This window comes from Exiguobacterium sp. s48 (assembly GCF_018617395.1).
Taxonomy (GTDB): Bacteria; Bacillota; Bacilli; order Exiguobacteriales; family Exiguobacteriaceae; genus Exiguobacterium.
This window is the reverse complement of sequence record NZ_JACSKC010000004.1, coordinates 1-23,615: the sequence shown is the minus strand read 5'-3', so window position 1 is coordinate 23,615 and position 23,615 is coordinate 1. Positions and strand designations below refer to the sequence as shown.

Here is a 23,615-nt window from a genome sequence, read left to right as displayed (position 1 = left end):
GCCAAAGTGTGAACTGGATTGAATTGAGAAAGCGCTTACTCCGGGCATACAATATGGGTGTAGAGCACAAACCGGTTAGCTACACTACACATTCAACCTTTCACATTTAAACGACTGGAGGTTTTATACATGGCGAATACGCAAGCGAGCTCGGGCGGGGTCCGAGTCAAAGTTCAACGATTCGGTAGTTTCCTCAGTGGAATGGTCATGCCGAACATCGGTGCCTTCATTGCCTGGGGGATTATCACAGCACTCTTCATTCCGACAGGATGGTGGCCGAACGAAAACTTAGCAGAACTCGTTGGTCCAACAATCACATATCTCTTGCCATTACTCATCGGTTTCACAGGTGGTAAATTACTTCACGACGTTCGAGGCGGTGTCGTCGGGGCACTCGCCACGATGGGGGTTATCGTCGGAACAGACATTCCGATGTTCCTCGGTGCGATGATCATGGGTCCACTCGGTGGTTATGTTATCCGCCAAGTCGACCGTGCTCTTGAAGGCAAAGTTAAAGCAGGATTTGAAATGCTCGTCAACAACTTCTCAGTTGGAATCATCGGTGGACTTCTCATGCTTGGAGGATTCGAAATCTTCGGTCCAATCATGAGTGCCCTCGATAAAGTGATGGCGGCAGGTGTTGACTGGATCGTCGGCGCGAAATTGCTTCCTGTAGCAAGTCTTTTCATCGAACCAGCAAAAGTTCTCTTCTTAAACAACGCCATCAACCACGGGATCTTAAGCCCGCTTGGTGTCGATCAAGTCGCAGACGCTGGAAAGTCAGTTCTCTTCTTACTTGAAGCCAACCCAGGACCAGGTCTTGGATTACTTCTTGCATATATGTTCTTCGCCAAAGGTGCAGCGAAACGTACGGCACCAGGTGCAGCTATCATTCACTTCCTCGGTGGGATTCACGAGATTTACTTCCCATACGTGTTGATGAAGCCAGTCTTAATTCTTGCGATGATCGCAGGGGGCGCAACAGGGATCTTCACGTTCGTACTCTTTGATGTCGGTCTCGTCGCACCGGCTTCACCAGGTAGTATCTTCGCCATTCTCGCGATGGCGTCACGCGGTTCGTACCTCGGTCTCGTGGCAGGGATTCTGTTGTCAGCAACGGTCACATTCGCTGTGGCGAGCGTCATCTTGAAATCGAGCGCAGCAGAGGACGTATCACTCGAAGAAGCGACACAAAACGTCAGTGCGATGAAAGGCAAGCAGTCTTACGCATCAGCTCTCGTGACAGATCGTCTTGATAAAGTGGACCACATCATCTTCGCTTGTGATGCAGGGATGGGATCAAGTGCTATGGGGGCATCGGTTCTCCGAAACAAGGTCAACAAAGCGAACTTACCGATCAAGGTAACGAACACGTCCATCAGCAACTTGCCGAAAGATGCTCAGTTTGTCATCACACACGAAGACTTAACAGAGCGTGCGGAAGCACAAGCGCCGAATGCGATTCATCGTTCGGTCACAAACTTCTTGAACGCCGACTACTACGACCAATTGGTAGAAGAAATTAAAGCGGAACGCAGCAAAATTTCTTGAACGCAGAACAGATAGAGACATGGTTTAGCCATTAGGAGGAAATTAAAATGCCATTCATTCAAACAGAGATGATTCGACTTAACCAATCATTTGCAACGACAGAGGAAGCGATCACAGCAGCCGGGGCCGTCCTACAAGACGCCGGCTGTGTGACGCCGGAGTATGTTGAAGCGATGCATGAACGTCAAGCACTCGCGAACGTCTATATCGGAAATCACGTCGCCATTCCACACGGTACAGAAGCAGCGAAATCAGCGGTTCAAAAGACGGGAATCTCGTTCCTGCAAGTACCAGACGGTGTCGACTTTGGGGGTCAGACGGCCAAACTTGTCATCGGAATTGCAGGCGTGAATGATGAACATTTAGAGCTCCTTTCGCAAATCGCGATTCTCTGCTCGGACGAAAGCAATGTAGAGCGTCTTGTTCAGGCGAAGACGAAAGAAGAAATCTTGGCGCTCTTCATGGAAGAGGTGGCATAAATGAAAGCTGTTCATTTTGGAGCCGGAAATATCGGACGAGGCTTTATCGGATTGTTGCTCAACCAAAGCGGTTACGAGGTGACGTTTGTCGACATCAATGATACGGTCATCGAGGCACTTGAGGCAAAACGTCATTATGAAGTCGGGTTCGCGGAAGACGGTGTCGATCGTGTCGTCGTCGACCGAGTTCGCGGTGTCAACAGTTTGAAAGAACCAGCTCGGGTCGTGGACTTGATCGCAGAAGCAGATCTCGTGACGACGGCAGTCGGACCATCACTTCTTTCAAAAGTAGCGCCATTGATCAGTGAAGGTCTCCGTGCGCGTGAAGTTGAGAACGCACCGGTCTATGTCATCGCATGTGAGAACATGATCGGCGGTAGTGCGATTCTTCGTCAAGAAGTAGAGTCATGTGGCGGTGTCGGAGAGGCGAATGTCTTCTTCCCGAACGCGGCTGTCGACCGTATCGTCCCGCTACAACAACATGAAGACCCGCTTTACGTAGAAGTCGAGACGTTCCATGAATGGGTCATCGAGACACAAGGGCTGAACGAACAACCACCGATTCAAGGTGTGACATGGGTTGAAGAGATTGGACCGTATATCGAACGAAAATTATTCACGGTCAATACGGGACACGCCATCGCCTCTTATATCGGCTCGTTGTTCGGAAAGGCGACGATTGACGAGGCGTTACAAGATCGCCGTGTGCGTCAAGTCGTCCAAGGCGCCTTATATGAGACAGGTTGGTTATTGCTTGAGAAATACGGATTCGAGGCGAAAGAGCATAGCCGATACATTCAAAAGATCATCAAGCGATTTGAAAACCCGAAATTGAAGGATGAAGTGTCGCGTGTGGCACGTTCACCGATTCGTAAACTCGGACCGAGCGACCGTCTCGTCAAGCCGGCACGTGAATTGATGGATAACGGCATCGAGCCGAACGAACTCGCTTACGGGATTGCAGCAGCCCTTCATTACTACAACCCGGAGGATTCGGAATCGTCAGAACTCAACTTGTCGATCGAGGAGCACGGGATTTCCTCAACGATTGAAAAATATTTGCAGCTCCATGAGAGCGATACATTGACGCAATTGATTCTCGATCAATATCATTTGATTCGTGAAGAAGAGAAAGAACGTGTGTCATAACCAAAAACCGCTTCTGTCAATTTGACAGAAGCGGTTTTTTTAGTGCTTCCCGAACTCGAGATAGGTAGTCGTCTCTTTTACATGAAACGGCACGTCTGTCTCATGCAAGGGGTGACTGAAATAGAAACCTTGTACGTAATCACAGGATTCATTGAGTAACCATTCGAGTTGAGCGGACGTTTCCACGCCTTCCATGAGAACTTTCATGCCAAGGTTGTGACCGAGTTGAATCATCGAGCGGACGATGGCCTCTTGATTGCGGTCGGTGAATAAGTTCACGATAAACGAACGATCGATTTTTAATACTTGCACAGGAAGTTCCCGAAGTTGACTGAACGAAGAATAACCTGTCCCGAAATCATCGAGAGCGATGAGAATCCCGAGTTGATGCAACTGTGTCAGTTTGTTACGAGTCGAGGCCTCATATGATAGCTTCGATGACTCCGTCACTTCCAACTCGAGAAACATCGGGTTCATCCCTGTCTCTAATAGAATGGACTGGAGCTTATCGACAAAGTCTTCTCGCGCGAATTGGAGCGGGGAGACGTTTAGGGATAGCGTAAAAGGACGAATTCCGCTACGTTGCCAACGTACCCAAGTACGACAGCCTTCCCGAATGACCCAATTGCCGATTAAATGAATCAATCCAGTGTTTTCTGCAATCGGAATAAAGTCAGACGGGGCAATCTTTCCGATTTTCGGATGTTGCCATCGCAGTAACGCTTCCACGCCTTCTAATCGATTCCGCTTCAAATCGATTTTCGGTTGATAGACGAGTGTGAGTTCATCTTTACTCAATGCGGTAACGAGCGCTTTTTCTATCTCGATATGACGTAAAATTTGAGGACGAGACGACTCTTCAAACGTCTTAATTTTGTTCTTCCCGTCACGTTTGGACTCATGGGCAGCCAAACGAGCGAATTGAATCAATTCATTCGGGGAATGTGTATCTTTCGGGTAATGACTGATTCCCGCACTCATCGTCAATTCGAGTGTCGTTCCATCTACATCGAACGTAGATGAAATCTCCTTGATACATTTCTCTGCTTTTTGGTGAGCCAGTGAACTACGTTGCGCGAACAGTAAGATGATAAACTCGGATGGGCCGATTCGTGTCAACACGTCGTCCGTATGAATCGTGTATTTGAGACGTTCGGCGACTTGAATAATTAACTCATCCGCTCCGTGGTGCCCAAGGATATCGCTTAGGAAACGCCAACGGTTCACATCGATGTATAAACAGGCGACCGAGCGCTCCTGTGAGATGCTCTCCTGTAAGAGGGAATCGAGTTTATGACGATTCGGTAAATCGGTCAACGCATCGTGAAAGGCCATATGTTCAATCAGACGCTGGGAAGCGACCGTTTTGGTCACATCCCGGATGAACCAGAGGATTTGGTTGTTCGAGTCATTTTGAAGTGGATAAGACGTCACTTCTAACGTGCGTTGATGCGTTTCAATCTGTATTGGCTGGTGGAACGGCTGTTGAACCGATAATAAAGGGTGATAATCTTGAAAAAAAGGTTCTGTCGCATATCCCTCGAATAAGTGAGCGAACGCTTGATTTTGATATTGGATTTCACCGTCACTTGTCGTCGTCACCACTGCATCCGTTGTCGACTCTAAAATCGTCGTTTGGAAGAGATCTCGTTTTTGAATTTGGCGGTCTAGCGTATAGGCGATCAAGTACATCCCGAACAAAAGAAACACGATGCTTGTGACGAGCCATGCGAGTAAGGTCGGGTCAATCGGGACTCGGCTCACGGGTGAAGCATCCGGAATAATGGTTGTTGCTTGCATTCCGGTAAGATGCATACTGAAGATGGCTGTTCCCATCAAAAGAGAGAACATCAGTTTCACGGGCAAGGATGTCCGTGCCGTAGCGTAGGACGAAAAGAAACCAACCCATAAGGCGAGGAAGGAAGCGCCCCATGCGATGCCGATGGATACCAATACCCATGAGGGATCAAAGTCCAATTGAACACCTTGGATGGATTTCATGCCAATATAATGCATGCTGACGATTCCAAACCCCATCAAACCGGAAGATTGCAGTAAGGACATCCATTTCGTCTTGCGAGAAATCAAACCAAACGACAGAATGCATCCAGCGATTGCCGGAATCATCGATCCGATAATGAGCCAGATGGAATAGGTGCTTTCATGTAAGGAAGCGTGACCGAGCATGGCTACAAAATGCATGGACCAAATCCCAAGACCTAACGTGGTACCTCCAAACAAAATCCAAATACGATGAGACGATGTCAAACCTCCTTTGACCCGTTTCGCTAATTCAAGCGCCATCAAGGCAGAAACGCTGGCAATGAGAAAGGCGAGCATCATCAAAAATACATTGTGACTCGTTGCATGCGTGCTAATCTGTTCCATAGTGTCGATACCTCATAAGGTTATTTAATCCATTCATCACTTCATTATATGCGGAACACTTAAAATTACATATAAAAAATTCAAATGTTATTCTTCGCATCAAATAACGGGTACTAGATTGCTGAAGGGGTGCTGACAATGTATAAAAACAGATTCATTCTTTTCTTTTTATTGATTGCATTCGGCTATTCATGGGTAGTTTGGATGAGTCTTTATTGGTGGACCGATTTACCCATCATGGCCATCGTCATCTTGGGGGCGTTTGGACCTAGCATTTCCGGTATTTTGACGATGTATCGACTTCGAGGTGGGGCGGGAGTCAAACACCTGCTTCGAAAGAGCATTCAGTTTAAAATGAGTTGGAAAACATATGCGATTCCATTCGTATTGATTCCGTTCTTATTTCTTGTTGCCTACTGGTGGACAGATCGAAGTGGTGCCTTAATCGTTCGCGAACCATGGTGGGTTGTCCCTTATTTCCTCTACATGTTGTTTCTCGGTGGGACGTTGCAAGAAGAGTATGGATGGCGCGGCTACTTACTCGATGCGTTGCAGTCAAGACTCGCCCCGCTCTGGGCCAGTTTGACATTAGGCATCGTTTGGACACTTTGGCACGTTCCGCTCTTCTTTATGATTGGAACAGGACAGAGAAACTTGCCGTTTTGGGCGTACGGGTTAGCCGTGATGGCCTATACGATCCTCATCACTTGGGTATACAATGGCTCGTCGCGTAATTTGTGGTCTGCTTTTTTGATGCACACGATGTTCAATGTGATGCTCGTGATGGTCGGATTTGAAGCGGAAGGTGGTTATCCGATCGGGTTTATTCACTTGACGATTATCTTATGGACGGCAGCGATTATCGTCATATGGAAGACGTACGGGAAGTTAAATTATGAGCCACTTGAAGAAATGCTTCCCTCGTATCCGAGTGTTACGCGACGTTTGCGCGAGGGTAAAGAGTAGAACAAAAAAAGAAAAGGAAGTGGACGTCTTGAATTTTCGTGCACTCGAACAATCAGACGTGAAATCTTTGCAGCGCTTATTCATGGAGAGTTTGAGTGAGTTGATTCGACGAGAGCGTTTTGAAGATGCTGATTTACTCGATGAAGAAGTGGCGCGTCTGAATACGACGATCCAGGATCATTTCGATGATGATACGGTTCACCTGTACGTCGTGGAAGAGGATGGTACCATTGTCGGAGCGGGAGCGTTATTACCTCCGAATGAGATTATCTCGGGACATCTGGAGCTAGAACGTGATGCGATTGAATTAGGGAGTGTGTACGTGACTCCGGGCATGCAGCGACAAGGCGTGGGGCAGTATGTATTATCCGAAATGCGACGTGAAATGCTTGCACGAAAAAGACATGTCTTCTATTTAGATGCAGGATTTCCAAGTGCGCAAACGTATTGGCAAAAACGATTGGGGGCACCGACCCTTGTCCTCGAACATTATTGGGGACCCGGTGCACCGCACATGATTTGGCGAATCGATCTAAAAGACATGAAATAAGGAACTTAGCCTGAGTGCTAAGTTCCTTATTTTTAGTAGTATGCACGCATGAATTGATGAATACCAGAAGCAGTCGCTTCAGCCATGCGCTGACGATATGTCGTACTTAACAAGTAAGAACGGTCACTAGAGTTACTAATAAATCCATACTCCACGAGTGTAGACGGGGCGATGTTTTTCCCGACTACGTATACGTTCTGATATTTCACGCCACGATTTTGAATCGTCGAGATTCGCGAAGCAATCTCTTTATTGATGGTTGAGCCAAGGGTACGGCTAGCAGAGACGTAAGGGTTAGTCGTATAACTCTCTGACGTTGGTACGAGTACCTCATGTCCATTTGCAGTGTTATATACAGAGGAGTTCGCATGAAGACTGACAAAGACATCAGACTTGTAGGATTTACTCAGAGAAACGCGATCGGCTAACGAAATATAAGTATCGTTTGAACGTGTCAATTTCACATTATAATCATACGTATTCGATAATACGCTCGCAAGTCGCTGGGCGATATCAAGTACAATCACTTTCTCGTAAACGGAACCGTACGTGGCACCGGAGTCATTTCCGCCATGCCCAGCATCGATGACAACCGTTTTGCCAGTTCCGTTCGTATCGGTCGGTGTTGTGACTGTCGTCGGTTTGAGGTATTCGGAGGCGACATAACCGGTTTTTCCGTTATAGGTGACTTTGTACCAAGAATCGTAACGGCTGACATATTTGACAACCGATCCAGCCGGAATGACCGTCAAGACATCGCTCCAAGAAGCGGCGCTGAGTCTCATGTTTAGGTTGACTGTCGTCTCATAATAAGATGATGGTGTCACCGGAGCTGAAGTAGCCGATAAATAATCTGATGCGACATAACCGGTTTTCCCGTTATAAGTGACTTTATACCATGAGCCGTAGCGGCTCACATACTGAACGGTTGCGCCAGAAGGAATCGTCGTGACGACATCACTCCAAGAAGCGGCACTTAAACGCATATTTAAGTTTGCTGTCGTTTTATAATAGTCTGACGGTGGGACGGGGGCGCTAGTCGGTGTTAAATAGTCCGATGCGACATAACCGGTCTTCCCGTTAAACGTGACCTTATACCATGAGCCATAGCGACTGACATATTTGACGGTAGCATCGGCAGGAATGACGGTGACGACATCACTCCAGGAAGCAGCAGTGAGTCTCATGTTTAACCGATCTGTTGTTTTATAATAATTTGAAGTACTCGAGACGTTCACGTATTGAGAGGAAACATAACCGGTTTTTCCTCCGTAACTGACTTTATACCATGAACCATATGTACTGACATAAGTCACGCTAGAGCCGGACGGGATTGTTAAGAGAACAGGGCTCCATGTTGCGGCACTTAATCGGAGGTTTAAGTTGGCGGTTGTCGTGTAAGTTGAAGCGGCCTCAGCGACGGTTGATTGGATTCCAGATGAATCCAAGTGGAATGGGACGATCGCTGTCCCGGATAATACAAGCGAAGAACTTAAAAAAAGTTTTAAGCTCCATGAAGATTTTGATTCATTCAATGTTCAAGCTCCTTTATTCATTAAACTAGCGACAAGGGCGGCATATGAGAGTGCATCTAAGTTGTCCCTGTTTATTATATAAGTAAAAAGGAAAAAATGGAGGGAAATATATAATTCATTTATCTTTTTTTCAAAAACAAAAAAAGACGCACGAGGCGTCTTTTTAAAAATGGGTTATACAATGCGGGGCATATCATCAACAAATAGCTTAATTGGTTCGTCTACTTTAACGATGCGAGGCATATCATCGACGAATAGTTTGGTAGGCTCATCTACTTTAACAATGCGAGGCATATCATCAACAAATAGTTTGATAGGTTCATTCACTTTGACGATACGAGGCATATCATCAACCTGAAGTTTGACGGGCTCATTTATTTTGACGATACGAGGCATATCGTCAACTAATGGTCTGACAGAACTTCCTAAAAGTAAAACTGCTGTAGCGATAAATAATACTCCTGTTACTTTCTTCATTAATAAAACCTCCATCATATAGTGAATTTATGTGTTCAATACGTAAATCATTTACCAATGGCTTGTTTATTCTTTAGTGTTTAATGAATCATACAAGCAATAAAGCGTTTCGGATTGTTGATGAATTTTTGTTTCAATATCGCCTGAGTATGAATCGGGTGTGTCTGCTGGAAAAATAGTCACCTTTCCAGATTCATTCTCTAAAGCGGTTGCTAAAATTGACACACCTACTTGTTGACTTAATAATGTGCTACAGAAAGAATGAGACATTTTATCTGATTCGCCCAGTAAACTTGGCTTCCAGCAAACAGATGTCTCCGGAAGGATATATAGAATATGTCCTTCTTCTAGCAAGGTAATGCATTGACTTGTGACAAATTCAGGATTTTGTTCTACATTAATATATTCATAATCAAGCAAGTGCTTTTCATATGCGGTTTTGGTACTTCGTTTCAAAATAGAAAGAGAGAGCTCAGGACCTAGAATGTAAAGTTTTTTAAAAGAATGGCTCTGCTGTAACGATCTAGCGATAAGTCTTGGTAAGGATTGATAGTAATCAATTTGAAAAGCGTTTACAATGAAACCTTTAGGAGAACATAACAACTGAGTTAGGTGTTCCAAGCCTACAAAATTCTTATAATCTTCAGATGTGTATTTTGTATTTAAGGTTGGAGCTTGCTTTGACTTGAAATAAATTTTAGGCTTAATGTAGTCTTCAGCAAGTAAGAAACTTAGTTTTCCCATTTGTCATTTCCACCCCCGTGTTTACGATAAAAAATGAAAGTACGATTTAGTAAAAATTAACTAGGTAATTTGTAGAAGTTCTTTTTACTAGTTCAATATTATCATGTCATCATTTATAAAAGGGGATGATTCAGTTGGGAAACTTCCTTCAAAAAGTGCCTATTTAGACAGATTATTTGAGGTTAGTTTCCTATATGCGTGACAAAAAGACTAATTTTTTTTAAAAAAATCGACCATTTTAGTTCGAAGGGGCTACTGCTTGATATGGAATATAATTTTGGGAACTTGATAAAAGTAGAACGTATGCGGAAAAATATGAAGCAGTCTGTGCTTGCAAGAGGAATTTGTTCGATTTCATATTTAAGTAAAATTGAAAATAATCAAACGACACCTAGTGATGAAGTTTTAGAATTGATTTTTGACAGACTGGAATTAGATGTTCCGCTTTACTACGATTTTAGTGAAAAAATCGATCAAACGAAGAAGGAGATACGAGATACTTTGAAGGAAGCATTGTTATCTCGGCAAGAAGAGAAGTATTTTAAACGAATTGAAAAGTTTCAAACAAATCCTGTCGTCCTACAATCAAAAGAGTTGTATATTACGTTGTTAATCACATTGGCTCGATTCGGAATCACGCCAGGTGGCAATGTTCAATATTTAATTGAAGTGGGTTGGATTAAAGATCAACTATCGAGTGATGATCGTTTGCGATACGATTTGATACAGTGTATTTATATGTTCTTATATCAGTCTGCTGATCGCGAAACAACCGTTAATTTGTTAGAAAAAGTAGGGAAAGACATGATGAATTCAGGTCTTCCTGATTGGGAAAAAGCAGATATGCGTTATGTAATGGGTGCGTTGTATCATCGATTCACAGATTATTCGCAAGCAATTGATTATGTAAAGCCGGCACTTGAATATTTTCAAGAGAATTTTTGCCTTGAACGAATCATCGAATCACACATGATTATTGGTTTATCATTCAAACGACGAAAACGATACACAATTGCATTAGAACATTATGAAAAAGCAGCCAAAGTAGCGGATAAAGCGAATTTAAACGATTACTATGGAATGCTTTATAACAACATGGGAGATATCTATTTTTTAATTGGTGACCAAGAAAAAGCTCAAAAATATTTTCTTGATAGCTTCAACGTTAAAGAAGGAGCGAAAAGTAAACTCTATAGTGTCATGTCTTTACTTGAAGTGAGTGTCGCTCAAAATAATGTTGAAGGTATTATGGAGTGGTTAGAGGTTGGTTATGAACTAAAAGGGAGTAAAGATGAATTAATTGAGTTCGACTATCATTTCGATATTTATGTAAGTAAGTATAAAAAGTTTAATCAAAATGAATTGATCAACAGTTTGAAAAGAGCAGTGGATTATTTCGAAGCTTATGATGAATACTACACACATAAATATGCACTATGGTTATCTAGAGAATTAAGGAACACAGGGAAATACAAACTTGCAACGGAATATTATGAAAAAACGATCTCAATGATGTCTCGTTGGGAGTAAATAAAAAAGAACTCGAGATAAGTGAAGGAACTTAAATCGAGTTCTTTTTTATGGTGTCGTAAAATAGTGCACAGTCCAGACGTGCTCTTGAGTCAGGCGTTCATCTTCTATATGACCGTTCAGGACTTGCTGCAATAAATGAATCAAGTGTTTTTGAAGATTTCCATCGTGTGAGCCGCTGTGCAAAATTTCTTCCTCGCTCGCTATGATGTAAAATCCCCCAAGCCGTAATGGAATATGTTTTCGAATCAAAGAAGCGGCGGCCTGAAACTTTGCTTGTTCGCCTATTTGAGGAACGTCAATCTCAAAACGTCCCCATTGATTAAAATCTCCAATTTCTGAAAAGGGTGGGTCACGATAATCCAATGGCAAGACCTCCGATCCTAGCATCTCTTTATATTCAGTATATCTTGTTTTCAGTTTAATACGCGCAAAAATAAATGAATAGGTATATCCCCATTGTTTCAGATAAATCGCTCTCTTTCCTTTCTATATTTTGTAAAGTGATTCCTGCTTACCTTGTTAAAAAGAGTCAAAAATAACACGGTCGTGAAGACCGTGTTATTGCATGATGTGTTCTTTCGAAGTTGGCAGTTCACAGATGAATGTACTTCCTTCCCCGTAAACGGACTCTACATGGAGTTGTCCATCATGTGCTTTGGCAATCTCTTTACAAATGGCGAGACCGAGACCGGTTCCTCCGATTTTTCGGCGGTCTGAATTATCGACGCGATAAAATTTACCGAAAAGGTGTGGGAGCGAGGCGCTTGGGATTCCCATACCATGGTCTCTCACTTTCATGACGACTTCTTCATCTACGCGCTCGAGCGATACAAGGATATTCCCACCATCCGGCGAATATTTAATGGCATTGCTCAATAGGTTGCCAAGCAATTGCCGCATCCCTTCTAAATCTGCATCAATGATGAAATCTTGTTCAGAATCAGCATCGATGAATAACTCGTGTTGGTCGGTCGTTTCTTGATAAAAGGTAACGCTATCGGACACGAGTTGATACAAATCGACAGGTTCCCATTCGAATGTTTGTTTTCCTGACTCCATTTTTTGTAGATCCAAGAAATCATTGACGAGATAAGACAGTCGTTTCGCCTCGTCATGAATCGTTTTTAAATAGAGCTCTCGTCGATTTTCTTTCAAATCACGCGACAGCATGAGCTCGGTAAATCCATAGATAGACGAAAGGGGTGTTCGGAGTTCGTGAGAAACGGTCGATACGAGTTCGGATTTCATACGATCTACTTCCGTCTCGGCTGTGACGTCACGTAAGACGAGCATCGTTCCGCGAAGTCGACGGTCACGATAGACGCTTTCCGCATAGAGCTGGATGAAGCAGTCTCCTTGGTCAATCGAAATGGTGAGTCCGTCTTCCGGTGTGTCTTGTGCGAAAACACGTTCGAAGTAACGAACGAATTGCTCTTGTTGATCGACCCGCTCTGCTAGCTGTTCGATATTGATGTCGATGGCTGATAGTTCTTCATATCCTTTGTAATCAAAGTGAAGGTCATCAAACATACGGATGAAGGCGCGGTTACCTACAATCGTGTCGTCCTCATAGTTGACGTATAAAATCGCCTCACGCACCGAGTTAATCAATTGTGCGGTCTCTTTTCGATCCTGTTTCATCTGACGATAAAGCTGCATCCGAAGAAGCGAGATGGCAAGTTGACTCGCGAACGCGTTCAACTCTGACTTTTCACTTGCATCATACTGCTCATCGTAACGAGCCAAATACAAACAACCGATGAGACTATTGTCTGACGGGTCCATAATCGGAATGACCGTTTCATAGATATAGTACGGATACGTGTGTAACGCATCGACGACGCGTTTAGAAGTTGCTGCAGGTAATTTTGAAATCATCACTCGTTTTAACAAGAGTGACTCCTTCTTTAAACTTTCTTGTTGGTCTTCTGTCATCTCCTTTGGTACGACTGATGTGATTTCACCGTCTTTAGTGAGGAGAAGGGCGCCAAATTCAGATTTTGTGAGTAAGACAATTTTTTCAATCACAGAAGAGTAGTCGAAGAGTGATTCTTTCGAAGCTAACACTTCAATCAACTCATTTCGGTGTTGAAGATTCATTTCATTTAGCTTTGATTCATTTAATACATATTCAAGTTTTTCTTTCTTCGCTTTCAGTCTGCTGTTCTGGTTTGCCATCCGATTGATGAGCGGACGACCAATCAATAAAATGGCGCTGATGAACATGACTAGTCCAATCATCCAAATCCATCGGAGGGCCGTGAGCTCGGCAGTTGAGACATTCCCATCTCTCACGAACCAAGCTCCAATCAAGGTCAAAACGAGACTGAATCCACATACACTATATAAAATACTGAGTATTTGACGACTGTTCAGTTGTTCAATCCACTTGCTGATCATTCTTTCTACTTCCTTCCTTGAACATAAAAAACCGATCGGCTACCTCTTCCTTGCCCTGCATTTTATGAAAAGGGGAAAGGAAAATGAAACAATTTGCTTATGCGATGTGCCAATATGACACATAAAGCGATTTACCCGTATTTGCTAAAATATATACGTGTCAATCTTCTCGACGTTGACATTATTCATGAAAGATATTATCTTGAATTTAAGATAAAAATGAGGAGTGTGAGTACATGTTATCCATCGAACCGTCGGCTTTGACCGAACGTGATACGTATAAATTTTTGATTGGGAGCATTGTACCAAGGCCGATTGCCTTCGTGACGACACAACATGGCGACGTGATTAATGCAGCCCCGTTCAGTTATTTTAATGTAGTGGCTTCGAACCCACCGCTCGTCTCCATCTCCGTCCAACGAAAAAATGGTGTGATGAAAGACACTGCACGAAACGCGTTGCATACGAATGAGTTGGTGATTCATGTGGTGGATGAGACAAACGTTCTTGACGTGAATGAGACCGCTGCGAATTTGGCAGAAGATGAGAGTGAATTAGCACGAACGAACTTCACGCTTCAACCGAGTGACGTGATTGCGACACCCGGGATTAAAGAAGCGAAGATCCGATTCGAGTGCGTGCTTCATCACCATTTACCAATCGAACACGATGGAGAAGTGACTGCAGATTTACTGATTGCGCGGATCGTGCGTTTTCATATCGATCGGGAATTATATGTGCATGGACGTATCGATGCGAAACGGTTGGCTCCAGTCAGTCGGATGGCTGGTAACAGCTATGCGACACTCGGTGAACTTTTCGATGTGAAACGTCCGGAATAATCGATAAACGTGTCCGTTCTTTCTAAAGAATGGACACGTTTTTTGGGTAAAGAAAGAGGGAGCGTATTTGTGTGCGGTATTTCTTTCATTCCGCTACTCGCTTATGTCACAATAAAGTCAGAACATTCTAACTTTCAGTCATCCTAGATCAGAGAAAAAGGGGAGTCCGTCATGTACCGTCCAACTGTCCAATCGATTATCACCGCTATTGAAACCGTCATTGTCGGAAAAGAAGAAGTCATCGCCAAAAGTCTCACTGCCTTATTGGCAGGAGGGCATATCTTACTTGAGGATGTACCGGGTGTGGGGAAAACCATGCTCGTTCGTACGTTTAGTCGAGCCATCGACTTAGATTTTAAACGTATTCAATTTACCCCTGACATGTTGCCATCTGACTTGACTGGGATTTCGATGTATAACCAAAAAACGAGAGAGTTTGAATATCGTCCTGGTCCACTCATGGGGAATATCATCTTGGCAGATGAAATCAACCGGACTTCACCAAAGACACAGTCGGCATTATTAGAAGCGATGGCTGAGCGAAGTGTGACAGTGGACGGAGAGTTGAAGGTGCTACCGTCACCATTTTTCGTCATGGCGACACAGAACCCGATTGAACATGAAGGAACATACCCGTTGCCGGAAGCGCAGCTAGACCGTTTCTTACTCAAAATCGAAATGGGCTATCCAACTTTCAATGAAGAGATTGCACTCTTATCACGCTTTGAAAAAGAGGAGCCACTCGAAACACTTCATAGCGTCATCACGAAACAAGAAGTCGAACTGATGCAGCGTGAAGTAAGGGAGGTTCATGTATCGAGTGCGGTCAAACAATATATCGTACGTTTGGTACATGAGTCGCGGAAAGACCCACATACGTATTTAGGAGGAAGTCCAAGGGCTACTCTGGCATTGATGAAAGCCTCACAAGCGTGGGCCTATATTCACAATCGTGATTTTGTGTTGCCGGATGATGTCAAAGCGATGGCGACGAGTGTTCTCGGACATCGTGTCTTGTTGACGGCGGAAGCACGGTATAAAGGAAAGACGCCAAATCAATTGATTCAAGATTGGCTCGACACGTTACCTGTCCCGATGGATCGAGAGGTCAATGAAGTATGAAAAACTGGATGAAGCTGTTCGTTGTATGGGCGGCGGCATTCGGATTGTACGCATTTGCCCGAATTGAAGGTAGTATCGTCGCATCCACGTTATGGTGGTCGTTCGTCGTGCTGACCGTCTACTGGACGCTCTTCATGATTTATCCCGTGACGGCCGCAAACGTATCGCGTCGTGTGACAACGAAACGACTTGTGTCCGGTCAATCGATGGATGTCGAGTTACGAATCGAACGAAAATATCCCTTCTTGATCGGAATGGTCACATTAGAAGAACGATTGCCGCAGCGGCTAATTAATGAGCACAAAACCATAATCGTTCCGGTTGACCGTTTCTTTCGACGTGCCGAAGTCGTTCACTATGATGTCGATGCGATCAAGCGGGGGATTCATGTCTTTGACCGGACGATTCTCCACGTGCGTGATGTATTTGGTTTGTTCGACCGTAAAAGGACGTTACGGATCGAAACCGTTGTCGAAGTGTCTCCCGCAGAACTTCCTTTTGACTTACCACGGGATGAACACATCGGTGGACGTGGTGAACAATATCGTCAAACACGCACGTATACGGAAGTGGCGAATACGACGAGTGGAGTTCGAGAATATGCGGCGGGAGATCGAATCGGACGGATTGACTGGAAAGCATCCGCACGCCGGGGGAATTTGATGACAAAAACGTTTGACCAAGAACAAGAGAAGAAACTCTCTCTCGTGTTTGTCCCTGCCGCTTCGGCAGAGTATGAAGAAGCGTTCGAACGTTCCTTGTCCTTGCTTGTTGGGGCGATTCGTCAGTTAGAACGAAAAAATTTACCATTTGAGTTATACGTGATTGAAGAACAAGTGCGCTTGTTCCATCTTCCGGATCAAAGTGCAGAGGTTGGTCATTACCTGCTCACCGCAACACCGGAAGCGGAAGGGCGTCTCGTGGAGCGGGTCAAGCGGAATCTACCGCAACAGACCGGGGATATTATTTTAATCAGCCCGTTTGAAACGAACTCAATTCGTGAACTCATGCATGAGACGCAAGGAAGTTATCATCTGTATACGGCAGTAAGAGAGGTGACGGCATGAAGACATGGGTGACACGAATCCTCTATACAGCGCTCGCTGCCTATCTTTTGTCTTTCTGGATTGAGCCGATTGTCGGTAGTACGACGTTTGATTCCGATTGGCCGTTTTATTTTTTATTGATTGTGCCAATGTTCGCTAGTCTTCTGACATGGAGTGCTTTTCTTGGAATTTCTCTTTTGAACTTCTTGATCGTCCTGTACTTCTATCACGGAAGTATCGTCGACTGGTTTGGGATTTGGATGCAGGATTTGATGGGGGTGGTGAGCGGGAACTTACCGAACGAGGCCATTTTCTTTTCTGCTATGGCACTCATTGGTCTTCTATTCGCCGTACTAGTCGGAAGAACCTATCCGAGTTATGGATTTGCACTCGGCATGATTGTGTCGACACTTGGTGTCATGGCTTACTTTGACACCTGGACGCTTTATGACGGAGAACGGAACATCTTGTATGCGATCATCACATCGCTCTTGTTGTTGTTTGTCACCGATTTAGCGAAACGACCGAGTCAATCACTAGTACGGTTCGTCAGTATCGGTTTGCTTCTTAGCGTAGTTGTTGCGCTCGCAAGTGCATCCCCAACGCTCGAAGGTGATTGGTCTGACCGAATAACGACGAGTTTCCGGAATGCGACGACGGAAGGAGAGGGGAGTGGACCGGGGCGAGTCGGATACGGTGTGAACGATGAGGCGTTAGGTGGTCCGTTTGAACAGGACGATGGAATTGTCTTTATCGCACGAGGGGTTCCGGCCCGTTATTGGCGCATCGAGTCCAAAGCCATCTACACAGGAAAAGGGTGGGTCGAGGCACCGGTGTTGGACTCTAATTATAATCGCGGACAGTTAGTTGACTCGGATGTGGATACGACCCCTGAACAGGCGCTGTTACGTTTTGATCGCCGCCAGACTTTTGTGCCATACGGTGGTGAATATCCGCAAGCGACAGAAACAGAATCAGGAACCGAATTCCGTGTCGGTGATATCGAGCAGGCATTCCCGAATGAAACGATCACGATGCAACCTTCCGGGAAAATTGTCTTTGAAAATGAGGGGCAGGCGACACCTCGAACGATTCAACTTCGATACAGTGTTCCTGCATTTTCTGAAGAACAGCTCGCATTAAATGAAGAAGTGAGCTCCCTCACAGATGAGGAAAAGCAAGTCTATTTACAACTCCCGGACGCATTACCAGATCGGGTACGTGACTTGGCAACGGAAATCACGGCGGACAGTGAAACGCCGAATGAAAAAGCAAATGCCGTGGAAGCATATTTCCGAAACGGAGAATTTCAATACGACACGGAAAATGTTGCCCAACCAGAAGGGGATACAGATTACGTCGACCAATTCCTATTCGATACACAAATCGGATATTGTGATAACTTCTCCACATCTGCTGCCGTGTTGCTACGGGCAAACGGGATTCCGACACGCTGGGTGAAAGGATTTACGATGGGGGATGCACGTGGAGTCGTTCAAGGTGAAGAAGAATACACGATTCGAAATCGCCACGCTCACTCATGGGTCGAATATTTCATAGAGGGTGCGGGTTGGGTACCATTAGAGGCAACGATCAGTTTCTCGGATGCTAACTTACTTCAAATGGAGCGGGAGACGGATACGGAAGATAACACGCCAGCTACGAACGACCCGCAAGCAAATTCGGATGGCAACACGCAAAACCGTCTTCAAGAAGATTTGTTGATTGATGACGTCACAACAGGCGATGTCCAGGAAGAAAGTCGGAGTATCCCAGTATGGGGCTGGATCGTCATTCTTTTCCTTGTGGCGATTCTGATTTGGAATCGGAAGGTGATTGAACGGCAAGTCATGTATGTATGGTGGATGAGTCGCCCGCTCACGGATGGAAGTCTCGTCTCGATGCATCGATACTTGATGAAGCGACTGCGCGCGAACGGATTTAAAATCGATGGTCGGACGCCTTCGGAACTTGCCAAAGAAGTGGATGCCTATTATGAAACAAATGACATGACCCGCTTAACAGCTCTGTTTGAACAAGCAGTGTATGCGGAACAAGAGCCGAATTCAAAATATAAAGAATATTGGAAAATCATGATTCGTCGAATTATGAGTTGAAGTGACGGGGTGCATCAAGTAAGATAGACGCATTAGTTAGATAATTGAACATGGCATTCCTTCGTATATACTCGTGAATTGGCGCGAGAGTCTCTACCGGACCACCGTAAATGGACCGACTATGAAGGAGCACGTTTCGTATACAAAGAAAAGGGCGTGCTTCTTCTTCGGTTTGGGTGAATCTGGGGGAGAGGCGCGTCCTTTTTTTGAGGAGAAGGCAGAAAGGTGGAGATTTCGTGAAGGTAGAACAAGAAATGATTTTGGTGCTTGATTTTGGTGGTCAGTATAACCAGTTGATCACACGTCGTGTCCGTGACCTTGGCGTATACAGTGAGTTGCATTCACATAAGATGACGGCAGCGGAGATTCGCGAATTGAACCCGATCGGCATCATCTTCTCGGGTGGACCGAACAGCGTATACGCGGAAGGTGCATATCGTTGTGATCCAGAGATTTTTGAACTAGGTATTCCAATCTTCGGAATTTGCTACGGGATGCAACTCATGACACATCACTTCGGTGGTCGTGTAGAACGTGCCGCTCATCGTGAATACGGAAAAGCGACATTGTTCTCGACGCCGGAAGCATCAGCGATTTACAACGGGCTTCCAGTCGAACATACAGTATGGATGAGCCACGGTGACCTCGTCATGGAAGCACCGGAAGGATTTATCGTCGATGGGACGAACCCATCTTGCCCGGTCGCTTCAATCAAAAACGATGAGTTGAAAATGTATGGCGTCCAGTACCATCCAGAGGTTCGTCACTCGGAGTACGGAAACGACATCTTGAAAAACTTCATCTATGAAGTATGTGGTGCCAAAGGCGAATGGTCGATGGAAAACTTTATCGATCTCGAAGTGGAGAAAATTCGTGAAATCGTTGGCGACAAGCAAGTGCTCTGTGCCCTTTCAGGTGGCGTAGATTCTTCTGTCGTGGCGGCACTCGTTCATCGCGCGATTGGTGATCAATTGACTTGTATGTTCGTGGATCATGGTCTCCTTCGTAAAGGAGAAGCGGATAGCGTCATGAAGACGTTCGCAGACGGATTCAACATGAAGGTCATTAAAATTGATGCACAAGAGCGTTTCTTGACGAAATTGGCTGGTGTCTCAGACCCTGAGCAAAAACGTAAGATTATCGGAAACGAGTTTATCTACGTATTTGATGAAGAAGCATCGAAACTCGTCGATATGGACTTCCTCGCACAGGGGACGCTCTACACAGACATCATCGAGAGTGGGACAGACACAGCACAAACAATCAAATCACACCATAACGTCGGTGGATTGCCAGAAGATATGAATTTCACGTTGATCGAACCACTCAACACGCTCTTTAAAGACGAAGTCCGTGCACTCGGTACAGAGCTCGGTCTTCCTGACTATATCGTTTGGCGCCAACCGTTCCCAGGTCCAGGTCTCGGAATTCGTGTCCTCGGTGAAATCACGGAAGAGAAGTTAGAAATCGTGCGTGAATCCGATGCGATTTTACGCGACGAAGTGAAGAAGGCGGGTCTTGAACGAGACATCTGGCAATACTTCACGGTGCTCACACCGATTCGCTCGGTCGGAGTCATGGGTGACGAGCGTACGTACGACTATGCAGTTGGCGTTCGTGCCGTTACATCAATTGATGGGATGACGTCTGATTGGGCGCGCATTCCATGGGATGTACTTGAGAAAATCTCTGTCCGAATTGTAAATGAAGTCAGCCACGTCAACCGTGTGCTGTATGACATTACGTCTAAGCCGCCTGCAACAATCGAATGGGAATAAGTTGAACAGAGGGAAACCCCCTCTGTTTTGCTTTAAATCCGAACATTAACGATTTTTATCGATTTAAAATCCGTAAATTTAGTTGACATTCTATTTTCACGCTGATACGATAAGAACGTTCTTATTATAACCGAACAATTATAAAATATTTTGCCGTATAATGTCGGGGATATGGCCCGAGAGTCTCTACGAAATCACCTTAAATGATTTCACTACGGCGAGACATAGATGAGGGTGTATACCCTCGTATGTTTCGCGTGGGGTCCTCGGTCATTTGCCGGGGGCCTTTTCTCGTTTTACGGCGAGTACAAGGAGGAAAACAAATGAGCACACAGCTCAAGCAAGAACAGCAACAACCATCAACAACGAGTCGGATCGATCGTTACTTCCAACTCACGGCACTCGGGACGAGTGTTCGCACGGAACTGATCGCGGGATTCACAACATTCCTCGCAATGGCGTACATTCTGTTCGTTAACCCGAACATCCTTGGGGCAGCGGGTATGGATACAGGGGCGGTCTTCGTGGCGACAGGTCTTGTCGCGGTAGTCGGTTCATTGACGATGGGGCTTCTCGCGAACTATCCAATTGCGATTGCGCCGGGCATGGGCCTCAACGCGTTCTTCGCATATAGTGTCGTCATCGGGATGGGTATCCCATGGCAAACGGCTTTATCGGGTGTACTCGTATCAGGTCTCTTCTTTATCGTATTGACGCTCTCAGGAATTCGCGAAACGATTGTCAACGCGATTCCAGCTCCGCTCAAAATGGCGGTTGCTGCAGGGATTGGTTTCTTCATCGCGTTCATCGGTTTGAAAAATGCAGGCATCGTTGTTGCGAACGAAGCGACACTCGTCAGTCTTGGTTCACTTGGAACGGGTACGACATTACTTGCGGTATTTGGTCTTGTGGTCAGCGCCTTGCTCATGGCACGCGACGTAAAAGGTGGTATTTTCATCGGGATGCTGTTGACGGCGATCGTCGGAATGATTTTCGGTCTCGTGCCGACTCCGACAGCAATCTCAGACGTTGTATCCATGCCACCAAGTATGTCATCAACGTTCGGTCAAGCATTCATCAACTTCGGTGATGTCTTCACGCTTCAAATGCTCGTTGTCATCTTGACGTTCTTCTTCATCGATTTCTTTGATACAGCGGGAACGCTCGTCGCGGTAGCGCGTCAAGCAGGAATTATGAAAGAAAACAAAGTACCACGTGCAAGTAAAGCGTTGTTAGCTGACTCGACTGCAACGGTAGCAGGTGCAATCTTCGGAACATCTACAGCGACTTCATATGTTGAGTCATCAGCAGGTGTCGCTGCTGGTGGACGCACAGGTTTGACTGCCGTCTTCGCAGGATTGTTCTTCGGGTTAGCGTTGTTCTTCTCGCCATTATTGGCAGTCGTGACGGCGCCAGTCACAGCGCCTGCACTCATCATCGTTGGAGTGCTCATGGCTTCGGCACTTCTTGATATCGATTGGAAAAAGATTGAGATTGCAGTTCCTGCATTCTTGACGATTATCATGATGCCATTGACGTCATCAATCGCAACGGGAATTGGGCTTGGGTTTATCCTTTACCCACTCATGATGATTGCGAAAGGGAAGACGAAGGAGATTCATCCAATCATGTATGGAATGCTAGTCATCTTCTTGGCATACTTCATGTTCTTGCCACACGCATAAGTTCATTTGAAAAGCCGGCTCTTTTATGAAGAGTCGGCTTTTTTGTATACGGTATTTTCAGGAAGGAATGGGTCGTACATCGTGATTGCATGATTTTCTGTAATGAACTCGTTTCGAAGATGTGTGCCATTCATTGAAGTGACTTCTCTAAAAATCTGGTTATGTCGGATCGTCCCGCCCCACCATTCACGAGTGAAGTGATGATTTTCTTCGTATATACGATACTGTTCTTTATTTGGGATGTTCGAACGCCACTCACCGACTAAATGATCTCCTTCTATATATAGAAGAAGTTGATACGTTTGTGACGTTTGGTTTGTAATTTGTAAGTCGAGATAATTGTAAGAACACGTCGCACCACTTCCGAATGGTTGGTCTCGACGGTAATCAGGGAACACATCGTAGCTGTGTCGATAACGTTCCGTCACGGTCAACGGACTATGTAATGTAATCCAATACATCAAGTTTGATAGTTGGCATAGACCACCACCGATTCCTGAGGTGACTTTTCCGTAATGAAGAATCATTCCGTCAACGTATCCTTTACGTTTCGTCGGCTTACCGATCATCTTCCAATAAGAGAGGACATCGTTTGGAGTTAAAATAGAACCGTTCAGTTTGGCGATGGCGATCTTCAGATTTGTTACCTTGTTATGCTGAACTTCCATGTCGACATCTCGGAGTTGGCGATATAGAGGAGTGCGGTGTGTATGGATCAGATATGGCATCGGGTCAGGATTTCGTTTTGAAACATATTTTCGTTTATCCGTCATCCATTCAAGTCGTCTCTTTAACGTATATACTTGGGTACCGGACCATATTCTGAGCGGTGAACGTTTCTTAGGACGCTGTAGATCAGATTGCATCATGAAGGGCTCCTTATAGGTTTATAGTCGTTATTAGATATAGGTGTATTCTTTATAGTGATTTATTCTTCCTTCAAGAAGTTGGGATTTGAACTTTGGATGATGCGAAAAAAGAATTAAAAGTTTTTTTAGAATAATGCTTGCAAGATTAAAATGCAGGTGATATAGTTATCTCTGTTGCCAGCGACAAACGTTGAACAAACAAAAAAGTTGTTGACATCAAAAAGAATTAAGTGTTATTATCATTTAGTCGCCAAGAGCGGCAGACGAACTTTGAAAACTGAACGATGAGGCAAAAAAGTTTTACAATTTTTGAATGAAGCGCAAGCTTCGTCAATTTAAGAGCTATATCAAATTCTTTGGAGAGTTTGATCCTGGCTCAGGACG

The 23,615-nt window shown here is 45.0% G+C and carries 19 protein-coding genes and 2 riboswitches; of the genes, 12 read left to right on the top strand and 7 right to left on the bottom strand.

Features of this window, described 5'->3' with window-relative positions:
* Positions 1 to 129 precede the first annotated feature (129 nt).
* The 3 genes from KNO66_RS13215 to KNO66_RS13205 are packed head-to-tail and all read left to right on the top strand — an operon-like array spanning position 130 to position 3,179.
* Positions 130 to 1,551, top strand: coding sequence for a PTS mannitol transporter subunit IIBC (locus KNO66_RS13215; RefSeq protein WP_214742915.1), 1,422 nt, complete (start codon positions 130 to 132; stop codon positions 1,549 to 1,551).
* A gap of 47 nt (positions 1,552 to 1,598) precedes the next feature.
* Complete coding sequence (locus tag KNO66_RS13210) at positions 1,599 to 2,030, top strand: PTS mannitol transporter subunit IIA (RefSeq protein ID WP_214742914.1); 432 nt, start codon at positions 1,599 to 1,601, stop codon at positions 2,028 to 2,030.
* Positions 2,031 to 3,179, top strand: a complete 1,149-nt coding sequence (locus KNO66_RS13205; RefSeq protein WP_214742913.1) for a mannitol-1-phosphate 5-dehydrogenase — start codon at positions 2,031 to 2,033, stop codon at positions 3,177 to 3,179.
* A 39-nt stretch (positions 3,180 to 3,218) separates the two neighbouring features.
* Here KNO66_RS13205 and KNO66_RS13200 read toward each other — a convergent pair whose 3' ends face one another.
* Positions 3,219 to 5,567, bottom strand: coding sequence for a bifunctional diguanylate cyclase/phosphodiesterase (locus KNO66_RS13200; protein ID WP_214742912.1), 2,349 nt, complete (start codon positions 5,565 to 5,567; stop codon positions 3,219 to 3,221).
* Between the two features lie 138 nt (positions 5,568 to 5,705).
* Between KNO66_RS13200 and KNO66_RS13195 the strand changes: the two genes are divergently transcribed.
* Complete coding sequence (locus KNO66_RS13195; protein ID WP_214742911.1) at positions 5,706 to 6,533, top strand: type II CAAX endopeptidase family protein; 828 nt, start codon at positions 5,706 to 5,708, stop codon at positions 6,531 to 6,533.
* A gap of 28 nt (positions 6,534 to 6,561) precedes the next feature.
* Positions 6,562 to 7,083: a GNAT family N-acetyltransferase gene (locus tag KNO66_RS13190; protein WP_214742910.1), complete on the top strand. Its 522-nt coding sequence runs from the start codon at positions 6,562 to 6,564 to the stop codon at positions 7,081 to 7,083.
* 32 nt (positions 7,084 to 7,115) lie between these two features.
* On the opposite strand, the gene KNO66_RS13185 is transcribed toward KNO66_RS13190, so the two are convergent.
* The 3 genes from KNO66_RS13185 to KNO66_RS13175 all read right to left on the bottom strand — a co-directional run bounded on the left by KNO66_RS13185 (position 7,116) and on the right by KNO66_RS13175 (position 9,839).
* Positions 7,116 to 8,618: an N-acetylmuramoyl-L-alanine amidase family protein gene (locus KNO66_RS13185; RefSeq protein WP_214742909.1), complete on the bottom strand. Its 1,503-nt coding sequence runs from the start codon at positions 8,616 to 8,618 to the stop codon at positions 7,116 to 7,118.
* A 174-nt stretch (positions 8,619 to 8,792) separates the two neighbouring features.
* Positions 8,793 to 9,095: a hypothetical protein gene (locus tag KNO66_RS13180; protein ID WP_214742908.1), complete on the bottom strand. Its 303-nt coding sequence runs from the start codon at positions 9,093 to 9,095 to the stop codon at positions 8,793 to 8,795.
* Positions 9,096 to 9,161: 66 nt separating this feature from the next.
* Positions 9,162 to 9,839: a hypothetical protein gene (locus tag KNO66_RS13175; protein WP_214742907.1), complete on the bottom strand. Its 678-nt coding sequence runs from the start codon at positions 9,837 to 9,839 to the stop codon at positions 9,162 to 9,164.
* 285 nt (positions 9,840 to 10,124) lie between these two features.
* Here KNO66_RS13175 and KNO66_RS13170 point away from each other — a divergent pair, with 285 nt between their 5' ends.
* Positions 10,125 to 11,369 carry a tetratricopeptide repeat protein gene (locus KNO66_RS13170; protein WP_251128155.1) on the top strand — a complete coding sequence of 415 codons (1,245 nt, stop codon included), beginning with the start codon at positions 10,125 to 10,127 and terminating at the stop codon, positions 11,367 to 11,369.
* Positions 11,370 to 11,417: 48 nt separating this feature from the next.
* On the opposite strand, the gene KNO66_RS13165 is transcribed toward KNO66_RS13170, so the two are convergent.
* On the bottom strand, positions 11,418 to 11,735 hold the full coding sequence (locus KNO66_RS13165) for a hypothetical protein (protein ID WP_214742905.1): 318 nt from the start codon (positions 11,733 to 11,735) through the stop codon (positions 11,418 to 11,420).
* A 195-nt stretch (positions 11,736 to 11,930) separates the two neighbouring features.
* Positions 11,931 to 13,772: an ATP-binding protein gene (locus KNO66_RS13160; RefSeq protein WP_214742904.1), complete on the bottom strand. Its 1,842-nt coding sequence runs from the start codon at positions 13,770 to 13,772 to the stop codon at positions 11,931 to 11,933.
* 236 nt (positions 13,773 to 14,008) lie between these two features.
* Between KNO66_RS13160 and KNO66_RS13155 the strand changes: the two genes are divergently transcribed.
* From KNO66_RS13155 to KNO66_RS13130, 6 genes are all read left to right on the top strand, one after another.
* Positions 14,009 to 14,614: a flavin reductase family protein gene (locus KNO66_RS13155; protein WP_214742903.1), complete on the top strand. Its 606-nt coding sequence runs from the start codon at positions 14,009 to 14,011 to the stop codon at positions 14,612 to 14,614.
* Between the two features lie 171 nt (positions 14,615 to 14,785).
* Positions 14,786 to 15,736, top strand: a complete 951-nt coding sequence (locus KNO66_RS13150; protein WP_214742902.1) for an AAA family ATPase — start codon at positions 14,786 to 14,788, stop codon at positions 15,734 to 15,736.
* On the top strand, positions 15,733 to 16,803 hold the full coding sequence (locus KNO66_RS13145; RefSeq protein ID WP_214742901.1) for a DUF58 domain-containing protein: 1,071 nt from the start codon (positions 15,733 to 15,735) through the stop codon (positions 16,801 to 16,803). Before KNO66_RS13150 ends, KNO66_RS13145 begins: the two co-directional genes overlap by 4 nt.
* Positions 16,800 to 18,899 carry a transglutaminase domain-containing protein gene (locus KNO66_RS13140; protein WP_214742900.1) on the top strand — a complete coding sequence of 700 codons (2,100 nt, stop codon included), beginning with the start codon at positions 16,800 to 16,802 and terminating at the stop codon, positions 18,897 to 18,899. Before KNO66_RS13145 ends, KNO66_RS13140 begins: the two co-directional genes overlap by 4 nt.
* A gap of 41 nt (positions 18,900 to 18,940) precedes the next feature.
* A riboswitch (purine riboswitch) is annotated at positions 18,941 to 19,041 on the top strand.
* 112 nt (positions 19,042 to 19,153) lie between these two features.
* Entirely contained in the window at positions 19,154 to 20,677 is a 1,524-nt protein-coding gene (guaA, locus tag KNO66_RS13135; protein WP_251127488.1) for a glutamine-hydrolyzing GMP synthase, read from the top strand.
* Positions 20,678 to 20,810: 133 nt separating this feature from the next.
* Positions 20,811 to 20,912, top strand: a riboswitch (purine riboswitch).
* Positions 20,913 to 21,000: 88 nt separating this feature from the next.
* Complete coding sequence (locus KNO66_RS13130; protein WP_251125965.1) at positions 21,001 to 22,362, top strand: NCS2 family permease; 1,362 nt, start codon at positions 21,001 to 21,003, stop codon at positions 22,360 to 22,362.
* A gap of 23 nt (positions 22,363 to 22,385) precedes the next feature.
* Here the strand turns inward: KNO66_RS13130 and KNO66_RS13125 are convergent, their stop codons facing one another.
* Positions 22,386 to 23,231, bottom strand: coding sequence for a VanW family protein (locus tag KNO66_RS13125; RefSeq protein WP_214742898.1), 846 nt, complete (start codon positions 23,229 to 23,231; stop codon positions 22,386 to 22,388).
* Between the last annotated feature and the right edge of the window lie 384 nt (positions 23,232 to 23,615).

Coding starts and splice junctions, on each gene's coding strand:
- KNO66_RS13215 (WP_214742915.1), top strand. CDS start 130: ATGGCGAATACGCAAGCGAGCTCGGGCGGGGTCCGAGTCAAAGTTCAA.
- KNO66_RS13210 (WP_214742914.1), top strand. CDS start 1,599: ATGCCATTCATTCAAACAGAGATGATTCGACTTAACCAATCATTTGCA.
- KNO66_RS13205 (WP_214742913.1), top strand. CDS start 2,031: ATGAAAGCTGTTCATTTTGGAGCCGGAAATATCGGACGAGGCTTTATC.
- KNO66_RS13200 (WP_214742912.1), bottom strand. CDS start 5,567: ATGGAACAGATTAGCACGCATGCAACGAGTCACAATGTATTTTTGATG.
- KNO66_RS13195 (WP_214742911.1), top strand. CDS start 5,706: ATGTATAAAAACAGATTCATTCTTTTCTTTTTATTGATTGCATTCGGC.
- KNO66_RS13180 (WP_214742908.1), bottom strand. CDS start 9,095: ATGAAGAAAGTAACAGGAGTATTATTTATCGCTACAGCAGTTTTACTT.
- KNO66_RS13175 (WP_214742907.1), bottom strand. CDS start 9,839: ATGGGAAAACTAAGTTTCTTACTTGCTGAAGACTACATTAAGCCTAAA.
- KNO66_RS13160 (WP_214742904.1), bottom strand. CDS start 13,772: ATGATCAGCAAGTGGATTGAACAACTGAACAGTCGTCAAATACTCAGT.
- KNO66_RS13155 (WP_214742903.1), top strand. CDS start 14,009: ATGTTATCCATCGAACCGTCGGCTTTGACCGAACGTGATACGTATAAA.
- KNO66_RS13150 (WP_214742902.1), top strand. CDS start 14,786: ATGTACCGTCCAACTGTCCAATCGATTATCACCGCTATTGAAACCGTC.
- KNO66_RS13145 (WP_214742901.1), top strand. CDS start 15,733: ATGAAAAACTGGATGAAGCTGTTCGTTGTATGGGCGGCGGCATTCGGA.
- KNO66_RS13140 (WP_214742900.1), top strand. CDS start 16,800: ATGAAGACATGGGTGACACGAATCCTCTATACAGCGCTCGCTGCCTAT.
- guaA (WP_251127488.1), top strand. CDS start 19,154: ATGATTTTGGTGCTTGATTTTGGTGGTCAGTATAACCAGTTGATCACA.
- KNO66_RS13130 (WP_251125965.1), top strand. CDS start 21,001: ATGAGCACACAGCTCAAGCAAGAACAGCAACAACCATCAACAACGAGT.
- KNO66_RS13125 (WP_214742898.1), bottom strand. CDS start 23,231: ATGATGCAATCTGATCTACAGCGTCCTAAGAAACGTTCACCGCTCAGA.